This window comes from Clostridium ljungdahlii DSM 13528 (assembly GCF_000143685.1).
GTDB lineage: Bacteria > Bacillota > Clostridia > Clostridiales > Clostridiaceae > Clostridium_B > Clostridium_B ljungdahlii.
On record NC_014328.1, the window covers coordinates 3,727,639 to 3,739,201 of the forward strand.

Annotated in this window: 9 protein-coding genes; all 9 read right to left on the minus strand. The window is 29.9% G+C overall.

The window, feature by feature from the left end; genetic code table 11:
* Positions 1 to 4: 4 nt before the first annotated feature.
* The 9 genes from murJ to CLJU_RS16860 all read right to left on the minus strand — a co-directional run bounded on the left by murJ (position 5) and on the right by CLJU_RS16860 (position 11,555).
* Positions 5 to 1,546 carry a murein biosynthesis integral membrane protein MurJ gene (murJ, locus tag CLJU_RS16820; RefSeq protein WP_013240040.1) on the minus strand — a complete coding sequence of 514 codons (1,542 nt, stop codon included), beginning with the start codon at positions 1,544 to 1,546 and terminating at the stop codon, positions 5 to 7.
* Between the two features lie 180 nt (positions 1,547 to 1,726).
* Positions 1,727 to 2,707 (minus strand): acyltransferase family protein, encoded by a 981-nt coding sequence (locus CLJU_RS16825; protein WP_013240041.1) that lies wholly within the window; start codon positions 2,705 to 2,707, stop codon positions 1,727 to 1,729.
* A gap of 51 nt (positions 2,708 to 2,758) precedes the next feature.
* Positions 2,759 to 4,048 (minus strand): O-antigen polymerase, encoded by a 1,290-nt coding sequence (locus CLJU_RS16830; RefSeq protein WP_013240042.1) that lies wholly within the window; start codon positions 4,046 to 4,048, stop codon positions 2,759 to 2,761.
* Between the two features lie 38 nt (positions 4,049 to 4,086).
* On the minus strand, positions 4,087 to 5,088 hold the full coding sequence (locus CLJU_RS16835; protein ID WP_013240043.1) for a glycosyltransferase family 2 protein: 1,002 nt from the start codon (positions 5,086 to 5,088) through the stop codon (positions 4,087 to 4,089).
* A 32-nt stretch (positions 5,089 to 5,120) separates the two neighbouring features.
* On the minus strand, positions 5,121 to 6,233 hold the full coding sequence (locus tag CLJU_RS16840) for a glycosyltransferase (protein ID WP_013240044.1): 1,113 nt from the start codon (positions 6,231 to 6,233) through the stop codon (positions 5,121 to 5,123).
* Positions 6,234 to 6,240: 7 nt separating this feature from the next.
* Complete coding sequence (locus CLJU_RS16845; protein WP_013240045.1) at positions 6,241 to 7,422, minus strand: glycosyltransferase; 1,182 nt, start codon at positions 7,420 to 7,422, stop codon at positions 6,241 to 6,243.
* 19 nt (positions 7,423 to 7,441) lie between these two features.
* Positions 7,442 to 9,280, minus strand: coding sequence for a nucleoside-diphosphate sugar epimerase/dehydratase (locus tag CLJU_RS16850; RefSeq protein WP_013240046.1), 1,839 nt, complete (start codon positions 9,278 to 9,280; stop codon positions 7,442 to 7,444).
* Positions 9,281 to 9,519: 239 nt separating this feature from the next.
* The gene (gene galU / locus CLJU_RS16855) at positions 9,520 to 10,437 is read right to left on the minus strand and encodes a UTP--glucose-1-phosphate uridylyltransferase GalU (protein ID WP_013240047.1); all 918 of its coding nucleotides are present in this window, start codon (positions 10,435 to 10,437) and stop codon (positions 9,520 to 9,522) included.
* A 35-nt stretch (positions 10,438 to 10,472) separates the two neighbouring features.
* Positions 10,473 to 11,555, minus strand: a complete 1,083-nt coding sequence (locus CLJU_RS16860; RefSeq protein WP_013240048.1) for a tetratricopeptide repeat protein — start codon at positions 11,553 to 11,555, stop codon at positions 10,473 to 10,475.
* Positions 11,556 to 11,563 lie beyond the last annotated feature (8 nt).

Genomic DNA, 11,563 nt, shown 5'->3' on the forward strand with positions numbered 1-11,563 from the left:
AAATTTATGCAATTTTTAATTTCTTTTTTACCAAATTTATTATATTAGCAAGCTCCTGTACTTTTAATATAAGCAGCATAATCACATACACTGCTATACCAACTATGATGCAAATAAAGAGTGTCAAAAGCTGTCCCTTAAATCCACCTAGTAAATTTCCCAGGAAATTATTTATTAAAAATATACACACTCCCATAGTACCTGCAGCTGTCATTATCTTTATTCCAACTTTAAACATATTAAATCCATTTATATTTCCAACTCTTTTTCTTAAATCCTTAGCTAAAAGCACGCAGCTTACAAATGCAGAAATTGTTGTAGCTAAAGTAAGTCCTCCTATACCCATCTTTTTCACAAGTACTATGCTCATAACTATATTTACAGCTACACCTAATGCACCATTTATCATAGGTGTAGTAGTATCTTGAATAGCGTAAAAAGCTCTGTTAAATACATCTCTTATTCCCCAAAATACCAGTCCAGATACCAAGAAAAGTAGTGCATCAGCAGTCATATTAACTGCCTGCTTATTAAAGGCACCGTGCATGAAGAGTGCACTTATTACAGGAACTCTAAGTATCAACATTCCTACTATAGCTGGTATTACTATGATATTGATATTATTTACTGCTATGCTTATATGTGACTTAAAATCTTCATAATTTTTAAGACTTCCGTCCCTAGATAAAGAAGGATATATAACCGTAACTATTGCAGATGCAAAAGTGAAATAAACAAGCATATTTAACTTATTTGCATAATCAAGTGCCAATATACTTCCTACTACAAGAGTAGAAGCCATTCTCTTTTGAACTACTTCATTTACCTGATTAACGCCAGTTCCAATCACAACTGGAGCAATCAATGAAAGCATTTTTTTAATCTTAGGATCTTTTAAATTTATTTTAGGACTATATTTATACTTATTTTTTATAAGCCATGGAATTTGTACCACTATCTGAAGTCCGTTTCCAATCATAGTAGCTGCTGTGAGGCCTACAATTCCATAATGACTTCCCATTAGCACATAAGCTATTATAGGTATGTTCATTGCTATTCCAACTAATGCTGGAGCTGTAAAATCGTCTAAAGTTTGAAGCACTGCCGTGTAGCCGCTGTTTAAACTCAAAAAAAGTATATTTATCATACTCATCTTAGTTAATAATATGGTTAAATTATATCTTTGACCTTTAAAATTAGAAATTACATTAACTATATCTGTAGTAAATATCCATCCTAAAACACATAAAAACAACGAAATAATCATTAGGATGTTCATTATGCAATTGGCAAATTTAAACATTTCTTCTTTGCCATGTTTACTATATGTTTCACTGAGTATTGGAATAAAAGTGGTAGTAATTGCAATTCCAAACAAATTAAACATCAAATTTGGTATGGTAAGTGACATAGTGTAGGCATCTGAACTAGCAGATGCTCCAAATGCACTGGCAATAAGTGCATCCCTTACAAATCCTATTACCCTGCTTGCCATTGAAATTACCATTACTACACCAGCAGCTTTAACAAGTCCATCTTTCTTCATATTTTCCTCCAAAATTATCCTACCTGCATCTAAGCACTGCCTAAAGCATTTTCAAAGAAATAGCCAGTTAGTATGCTATCTTATTTTCTTTTAAATGCCTAATGTGTAAATTATATCTTCAAGTATTTTATCACTAATCAATTCCATATACAACGAATTGAAAATAGCTTGTTAACATCTTTACTTATGTCCTAAAAATACTTTACTTAGTATAGGTATTTTATTAAGTATCCATTTACATATTAAAATAGGTATAAATCCTACTAAAATCATTATTACAATTACAAAGCTATAATTTAATTTCAACATTTGATAACATAAAACCCTGGCTCCTGTTTGTGAAAACCAGGACAAGAGGTAAATATCATAGCTGTATTTTCCCACTTTTCTAAACAATTCTCCACCTGAAGTATTCATTATGAGTTGGGATACCATTAAAAATATACTACTTCCGAGAAGAGATGTAACTAGGTTGTAGTAAGGATACACTTCCTTTCCCACATCAAATACATTCATAGCCATAAGAACTATAGAAAATACTAAAACTATAGCGTACTTATTTTTAATATTATTCCATTTATCGTAAGTATTTTTCAAATATACTCCGAAGAAAAAGTAAAACAAATAATGAATTACACCATACACATAAAATAAACCTATTTGCTTTGTAAACAACAGATTAAAAAGCAAAGTTATTACTAAAGTCAAATTTATAGGTAATTTTTTAAAAATTGGTGCGACTGCAAATATGAAAAATAATGTATATATAAACCAAAAATATTGTATTGGAATATCTAAAGGATAAATCAATATATTTGTTATGAGGCTGTTTAGCTTTACCGGTCTCGCAGCATAGTTATTCATATATAATTTTATAGGCACCGCCACTAGTGACACTGCAAAATATGGAACCATAAGTCTTTTAAATTTTCCATAAACAAAACTGCCATAATCTCTTACAGTCTTTATACTATATATCTTATAGGCGAAAAAACCTGATATAACAAAAAAGAAAGGCATATGGAATGAATATATGAGTTTATATATATAGGCATAAAATGCACTGCCATTAAACGCTGAATCAGGAAACGAATGTCCCAGCACTACTAAAAATATACCTATTCCTCTAGCTATATCCATATCCTTATAATACTTCTTCATCACTCTTTACTCCTCCACAAGCAATCAATACTAAAAACTTAGTAAAATTAATTATATTTCCTTAGGCAGCAAATATGCCAAAAGTACTCCAAGACCCAATCCACTAGTGAGCAGTGTAGTAAGTATAGGCCCATTAAATAGTGCCATTATGCCTCCAAAGAGAAGCGTTGATACTAAAAGTATATTTTTGCTTTCTACAGATCTTATGATTATCATTATAAAATAAAGCAGTATTGCAAATATGACTATACCTATAATTCCAAAATTCATATAGGCATCCCCATACCAAGTTACATTTAGCCTCATATCCGGTCTTCCATAATAAACTGTAGCCATATAGAAATTAGGATCCATATTGTATATATTTTTAAAGAAATGTCCTAGTATGCCCTGAGCTAACTTCATCTTAGGGTACATAGAAAAGAAATCAAAATACTCTAGTGCTATAAGTGAAGGCCATAAGAACACTCTTATTATTATGAGTAAATATATTGATAATTTTTTTAGGTACAATGCTGCAATTCCAAGTGCTACGGCAAGTGCCATTATTTTTTCTATAAAGCTTCTCTTTATTCCATATCTCAATATCATTCCAAAAAACGGTGCTAAGAGTAGAACTGCAAATTGAGTCTTATATGCAGCATATCCATATAACACAAGCTGCAGTACAAAAGGTATGAATACAAGTTTATATTTTCTCTTGTACATTAAAAATGCAAGTATAAATGGATTTATTATATTTCCAAGCCACTGTACAAAATAATCTACAAATTTCCCTGCATGATCCCTGTAATCCAACCTTACTGAATATACATCTTTAAAAGCCTGAATTATTTTAGTAGGCATTCCAAGCTTATAGATTATATAACCATAGCCAACTACCATAAATGCTATTAAGCCTATCCAAAAAGTTTTAGGACTAATATTTATTTGAGGTATTTTAAAATCAAACTTACTAGTAAGCAAAACTCCTATTAATCCTACTGCAGCTATTGTATATATAAATACTGGTGAATTTTTACTATCTCCAAGTCCGCTCATAATATATACTATTAGAAGTGGTGTAGTACTTAAAATTAAAAACAAAAGCCAATACAAACTTGTCAGTTCTTCAATTCTATGAGGCAGTAAAAAAACAGCCGTATATATTATAACTACAAACAAAGGCAGCATAATAAGTGACCTTTTCAAAATACCCTGATTTATTATAAAATTAAAAGATTTATAGTACTCTATTGAATGTATATATCCAAATGTTAGTGCAGCTATTATGAATAAATATAAGATAATAGATAATATCTTGCTATCCTTATTTATCATATTGTAAATTTTATGTATCATCCAGAAACCTCCTATTTTAACTGATCACTTATGACTTATCATTTAGATCTACCAAACACAAGTGATTTAAAAAATCCAACTGCAGTTCCTGCGCCATAGGCAATATGCAGTAGGAAAAATAATATAAACATAAGTGGCATATACTTTATACCATTCTTTGAACCTATCTTTATACATTCCAGTATATCTATAAGGAAATAGCTCCCCAGTGCTAAAACTTCTATAACTTTGCTGAGTAAAAATAATCTATATGTTGCACCAAACAGCAGTATGGTAAGAAGAAAAATTAAAGGTACAAGATGCCTTATTCTAACTATTTCCCTGTTTGTAATTAAAGAACCTCCTATTTCCTTCCCATTTGCAAAATTTTGAGATATTATCTTTTTTATACTGCTTCTTGGTTTATAATAGGATATTATATCTTTATTCTGGTATATTTTATATCCAGCTTTTAATATTCTATTATTCATATCATTGTCTTCACTTCTAGCTAAACTTTCATTGTAAAGTCCTACTTTATCAAATACCCATCTCCAAAAAGCTCCATTCCAAACCGTATCTACAAATCCCTGGTAATCTTTCTGTCTAAATTTAGCTACACCTATTCCAAATTTACTTTCATGTAAAAATACAATACAATTTTCTATATAAGATTTTGATGTTAAAAGATAAGTAGGTCCTCCTACATTTACTACATTTTGTGATTTTAATTTATTTAAAGTGCTTACACATCCACTTACATAATTTTTATCATAAAGTGCATGACCATCTACTCTTACAACTATATCTCCTTCTGCCATTTCTATTCCCTTATTTAAACCTGCAGATTGTATTTTTTTAGGATTATCTATTATTCTAATCTTCTCATTTTCAAATTTCTCTATTATATCTCTAGTTGAATCAGTAGACATACCATCTAAAACTAATATTTCAATAATATTATCATAAGTTTGATTTATTATAGAATTAAGGCACTTTTCTATATGTATTTCTTCATTGTACACAGGAATTATTATTGAAACTGTATCCTTATTATACATACAAATCTCCTTTTCAATTCTATGAAAATAATTTACTTTTCATATATTTTGCTTAATATAGGTTCATTGGCTTCCCAGAAATAATTATTCTTCAATCTTTTCATATTGTCTACTATGCTCTTCTTTTCTTCCCGATCTTCTATGAGTTTTCCTATGATATGCTCTAGTGTATCCTTAAGATTACCACCGTCTATTCCATATCCAAAATTGTTTTTGCAGACCTCATATCCAAATTCCGTAATTTTGTTTGCAATAACGGGAGTTTCAGTTATTATGCTTTCATAAAACTTATTTGGCATAGATATAGTAGCCGTATCTCCAGGATAAAAGGCATACGTTATGTCTATGTTCCTGTAAAGTTCTTCTAATTGATCTATATGATAAGCTCCTCTTATATCTACATTTGAAAACTTTTTTGAATATTCAGCAAGCTTTTCAGAATATATTCCCCTTCCACAAACAACTATTTGCACAAACTTGCTGTATTTTTGAGAAGCATCAATTAATGCTTTCATTTCATCATAATATCTGACAGATCCTATAAAACCAATTCTAAGTTTATCACTTGGAGTTTTTTCTATATTATTAAATAGATTTTTATAAGGAGCATTGTTTACTATGTAAATATTTTTACTTATTTTACTGTAAACTTCCTTCATTTTTGGGGTAACTACTATGTGAATATCTACTTTCTTTAACATATGTCTTTCCATTAAAATTATTAAATTATAAATACATTTGTTTAAAAATCCTTTTCTGTTATAAAAGTACAGATAGAAAAGATCATGTTCGTCATATATTAATTTCAACTTAAGTTTTTTATTTATACTAAAGCCTATAAAAAGTCCATCAAAGTCGTGGCAGTGGAGTGCCTGAAAATCTTTATTTTTTAAATAGTTATATACATCTTTTTTAAAATTTAAAAATTTAAAAGCCTGCTTATATCCACTTCCATACTGGGCATTTCCAAAAAATCTTACTATTTTTATACCATCCAAATTTTCTTCAGGCTTATCAATATAAGTTCCTTCCCTATCCCAACATAATATAGTAATTTTATGGCCAAGTTTTGTCAAAGACTTCGCCTCTTTATATACCCTGGGGTCAGGATCAAATCCATTTGTAAGTATCATTGCAATATTCAATATTCTTTCACCTCATAATCTCATTGTATATATGAATGGTTTTCTGAGCATTTCTAAGCCAGGTAAATTCACTTAATACTGTTTTCTTCCCATTTTCACCTACAATTTTAGCCTTATCCTTATGACTCAATATGTAATCTATAGTACAAACTAGATCATCTAAATCATGAGGTTCAACCAAAAATCCATTTTTTTTATCCACAATAACATCCTCTATTCCCTGACCTTTAACACCTATAACTGGTATACCACTATTCATTGCTTCTATATACACTATTCCAAAACCTTCCTGCCAGCTTGGAAGTGCAAATACATCACATTTTGGGGACATATATTTTATTACTTGAGAATGAGGTAACTTTCCTAGAAAAATCACATTTTTATTTAAACTCAAATTGTCTACAAGCCTTTTTAAATTTCTGTATTCCTCTCCATCGCCAATTACGTAATATTTTATAGTAGGATATATATTTACAAGCTTTGAAACAGCTCTTATATTCAAATCTATTCCCTTTGTCTTTATTAAAGCAGACACACTGAGCATTACATAATCTCCCTCTAGCTCAACCTGCTTATCTGCTACACATTCCTCTGGGTTAATTCCATTATTTATTACTACTGTTTTATCTAGAAGCTCCTTCTTTTCTATAATGTTTCTCAGTTTATTACTGACAGTTATTATTTTGTCTGCATTTTCCAAAACCTTAGTCACATTTTTTCTACACATATTATTCTTTTTTATAGTATATTGAAAATCCTGACCATGAATTGTCACTACAAAAGGCACTTTATACTTTTTACTAAGACTTATACTTGCAAATCCTACAGGTATAGCTGTATGTGCATGTATTACATCGAATTTAAACTTTTTATACAATTTGCTTATAATTTTCCTTATACCTAAGTACATAAAAAATCCTGAGTATTGAAGGAATAGCCCTCCCGGGAATTCTATATATCTAGGATAAAAAACTTCCACACCATCAAGTACCATTTTAGATGGAATATCAATGTAAGCTTTATACTTCTTTATGTTCCCTAAAAAAGCTGGTACATAGGGAACAGGGCACACAACCTTTACCCTACAGCCTTCATTTATGAGTTTTTGCACTTGTTTGTGGACAAAAATACCTAAAACGCTGTTAGAAGATGAGGGATACATATGTGAAATAACTAGTACATTCTTCATGGCTTTATTCATCCTTTTGCTATTTTTTTCTCTTATAGGTTGGTACTTTTTCCTCTATAAGTTTGATTATTTCCTCTTTATCTTCATTTACCACTTCTCTAAACTGTTTTATAGACTCCTCTACAAAAGTCATATCTATTTTAGCTGGTTTTTCAACAAATATCTTATCATGTTCTGTGGAAGTTAAAGCTACTTCATTCATAAGAAGTTCCTCATATAATTTCTCTCCCGGTCTTAAACCTGTATATTCTATTTTTATATCCACATCAGGTTCATATCCAGATAAAGTTATAAGATCCTTGGCCAGATCTACTATTTTTACGGGTTTTCCCATATCAAGTACAAAAATTTCTCCACCATGGGCTATGGCACCTGCCTGAATTACAAGCTGTGCTGCTTCAGGTATCGTCATAAAAAATCTATTTATTTCAGGATGGGTTACCGTAACAGGTCCCCCATGGGCTATTTGCTTTTTAAAAAGTGGAATTACCGAACCATTACTCCCTAAAACATTTCCGAATCTTACAGCTACATACTCCGTCTCACTAACTTCGTCAAAAGCCTGCACCATAATTTCACAAAATCTCTTTGAAGCTCCCATAACATTAGTTGGATTAACTGCCTTATCCGTACTTATTTGAACAAACTTATTCACTTTAAATTCATCACAACATTTTAGTACATTATAGGTACCAATTATATTATTCTTCACGGCTTCTGCCGGATTACCTTCCATAAGTGGAACGTGCTTATGAGCAGCTGCATGAAAAACCACTTCTGGTCTGTATTTATCAAATATACTTCTTAATCTATCTTCATCTCTTATAGAAGCTATAATTATGGCTTTATTTAATTTTGAATAATTATAGTTTAATTCCATCTGCACGTCATAAACGTTATTTTCATATATGTCTAGTATCAAAAGTTGCTTTGGACCAAATCTAGCTATCTGTCTGCATAATTCAGATCCTATAGATCCTCCACCACCTGTGACCATTATAATCTTATCCTTTATGTACTTATTTATATTTTCATTGTTAAGCTTAACTTCATCTCTTCCAAGAAGATCTTCTATGTTTACATCTCTTAATTTGCTCATATTTAAATTTCCATCTATCATTTCATATATGCCAGGCAAAGTTTTAAGCTTGCATTTTGTACTCTTGCATATATTTATGATTTCCCTTTTAGTCTTGATATCTGCAGAAGGCATTGCAATTATTATTTCTTCTATGCTTCTTTCTTTGCATATTCTTGGTATGTCATCTCTTCCTCCTAAAACTTTTATACCATTTATCAACTTTTTTCTTTTTGTTTCATCATCATCTACAAGTCCAACTACATCATAATTAAAATTTCTATTTTTCTTTATCTCTTTTATGAGCACTGCCGATGCATCTCCTGCACCAATTATAAGAAGTCTTTTATTTCTTATCTTTTTATATTGTCCTACGCTTTTATCTTGAAGTAACCTGTATATAAATCTTATACCGCCTAAGGTTAGCACAGATAATATCCAAAAAATTATATGTACAGTATATGGAAATCTATAATACCTATTTTCAAGAAATTTATAATTTATAAAATAGCTGTAAATTACAAATATAATATTGGATACAGAAACAGAATATACAATAGAAATTAACTCTTCTACTGATGCATATTTCCATATACTATCGTATAAATTAAAAACTTTGTTAAATACTAAAGTTATAATTACCATAGGAATAACTGAAATTTTTAAAAATATTATATATTCCTGCTGTATATTAAAATCAAATTTAAGTAATAAGGCAAAATATAAGGAACCTATAAGAAATAATATATCGTATACTATGAGTTTTTTGTCTTTTTGCATTTCAACACTTCCTAAATTATTGTAAAAATTTTATATAAAAACTCCCTTTATCTATTTTACATCATAAACAAAATTATTCAACACATTTTTTAACAGGTAATGTCACACATCACACAATTTAATACTGCTGTTCTATTTCACCAGCAGTATTGATAAATTAATTAATTTTTTGTTACTAAATAAATTGCATCTATAATTTTACATAAATTCTAAAATTATAGATGCAGCTTTATTAAACTCTATTTGTTATGAGAATTAGAAGTTATATCATCATAAACTTCTTTAAATATCTTTTGTTCTTTTAAATCCAAAAGATATTTCATAAAAGGCTTTTTCAGTTCATCTCTCTTCAAGGCATATTCCACAGTGGCTTGTAAAAATCCAAGTTTATCTCCCACATCATACCTTCTTCCCTCAAAATTATATGCATACATAGCTTCATTTTGAGCTAAAGTTCTCAGGGCATCTGTGAGTTGAATTTCTCCTCCCTTTCCTGGAGTAGTGTTCTCTAATATTTCAAATATGGATGGTGTTATTATATATCTTCCAAGTATGGCTATATTAGACGGAGCCTCTTCAACTTTAGGTTTTTCTATTAAATCTTTAACTTTGTATACCTTATCTTCTATATACATTCCTTTTACTATACCATATCTATCTACGTATTCTTTAGGAACCTCCTGTACACCTATAATTGAAGTTTTATATTCATCATAGCATTTTATAAGCTGTTTTAGGCAAGGTTCTTTACTATCTACCACATCATCACCGAGCATTACCGCAAAAGGTTGATTTCCAACAAAAGTTTTTGCACAACTTATTGCATGTCCAAGACCCTTAGGTTCCTTCTGTCTTATGTAATATATATCTGCCATATTTGATATATCCTGTACCATTTTCAAAAGATCTTTCTTGTCTTTATTCTCCAGTTCCTGTTCCAATTCTACGGATTTATCAAAGTGATCTTCTATTGCCCTCTTATTTTTTCCTGTTATTATCAAAATTTCTTCTATTCCAGATGCTACTGCTTCTTCTATAATATATTGGATGGTAGGCTTATCTACTATAGGCAGCATTTCCTTAGGTTGGGCCTTTGTAGCAGGCAAAAATCTTGTTCCAAGTCCAGCAGCTGGTATTATAGCTTTTTTTACATTCACCTTAAAATCTCCTTTCACATTCATGTTACATAGGATTACTTTTTTTCAATCTTCTTAATAAAGTTATCTATTTCAATAACTACTTCATCTTTAGGATCTATTTTCTTTGCGATTTCCAGATGTTTTTTTGCATCTTGTAAATTTCCAGAGTCCAAATAGCACATTATAAGATTAGTGCATATTTCTACGGATCTAGTGGCTTCAAATGCTTTTCTCAAATAAGCTATAGCCTTTTCATAGTCTCCAATAGATGCATAATTTATGCCCATTTCATTTACAATTTCTACTATACTGCTGTCTATATTAAGTGCATCGTTTAGGTAATAAATTGCCTTTTCATAATTTTCTAGTTTTCTATATCCAACTGCTATGTAGTAATACAAGGAAGCATTATCTCCAAAAGTATCCATAAGAGGTATTAACAATTTTAATGCTTCTTCAGGATTATCTTCCAAAAGCTCTTTTCCCCTGTCATAGTGTACAATAGATTTAAGTTCTTCTTTCATATCTGTTATTTCTAAGGTTTCTTTTCCGCCTTTTCCTACATAGTTATTTATATAAAACAATGCTTTTTCATAATCTCCCTCTTCTCTTTTAATAAGGGATTCATAAAGATATGGCAGTGCATAATTTTCTTTGGATTCGGCTCTTTTTAATATTTGCAATTCCTCTTCCTTATATATTTTGTTGGTTTTTCTAATCTCATCTACCATAGCTATAAGTTTGTCATATATTTCTATAGAATCTTCCATAGTAGATAACCCTTTTAATAATATATAGGCATCTTCATATTCTTTATTTTTAACATTCTTTGCTATTATGCCTTTTATAAATCTAATGTATTCATTATTTCCGGTTATTATGCTCTTATACTGCTTGCTAAACTTAAAATTTTCATCTGCACCTAATACGTAAAACATGCCTTCAATAAAATACCCTATTGGTATTCTATCCATATTGTTTTTAATTTTAACATCGTCAACTATATTTTTAGAACTTAAAGGCAAATATATATCTTCTGGGAAAGTAACTTTAAATATTTTTTCTAAACTTTTTTCATTTACTTCTACAAATAATAATTTAGATAATTTTTCTGCAAAATGTGATTTTATATCCATTAATTTAC

Coding starts and splice junctions, on each gene's coding strand:
- murJ (WP_013240040.1), bottom strand. CDS start 1,546: ATGAAGAAAGATGGACTTGTTAAAGCTGCTGGTGTAGTAATGGTAATT.
- CLJU_RS16825 (WP_013240041.1), bottom strand. CDS start 2,707: ATGAAGAAGTATTATAAGGATATGGATATAGCTAGAGGAATAGGTATA.
- CLJU_RS16830 (WP_013240042.1), bottom strand. CDS start 4,048: ATGATACATAAAATTTACAATATGATAAATAAGGATAGCAAGATATTA.
- CLJU_RS16835 (WP_013240043.1), bottom strand. CDS start 5,088: ATGTATAATAAGGATACAGTTTCAATAATAATTCCTGTGTACAATGAA.
- CLJU_RS16845 (WP_013240045.1), bottom strand. CDS start 7,422: ATGAAGAATGTACTAGTTATTTCACATATGTATCCCTCATCTTCTAAC.
- CLJU_RS16850 (WP_013240046.1), bottom strand. CDS start 9,280: ATGCAAAAAGACAAAAAACTCATAGTATACGATATATTATTTCTTATA.
- CLJU_RS16860 (WP_013240048.1), bottom strand. CDS start 11,555: ATGGATATAAAATCACATTTTGCAGAAAAATTATCTAAATTATTATTT.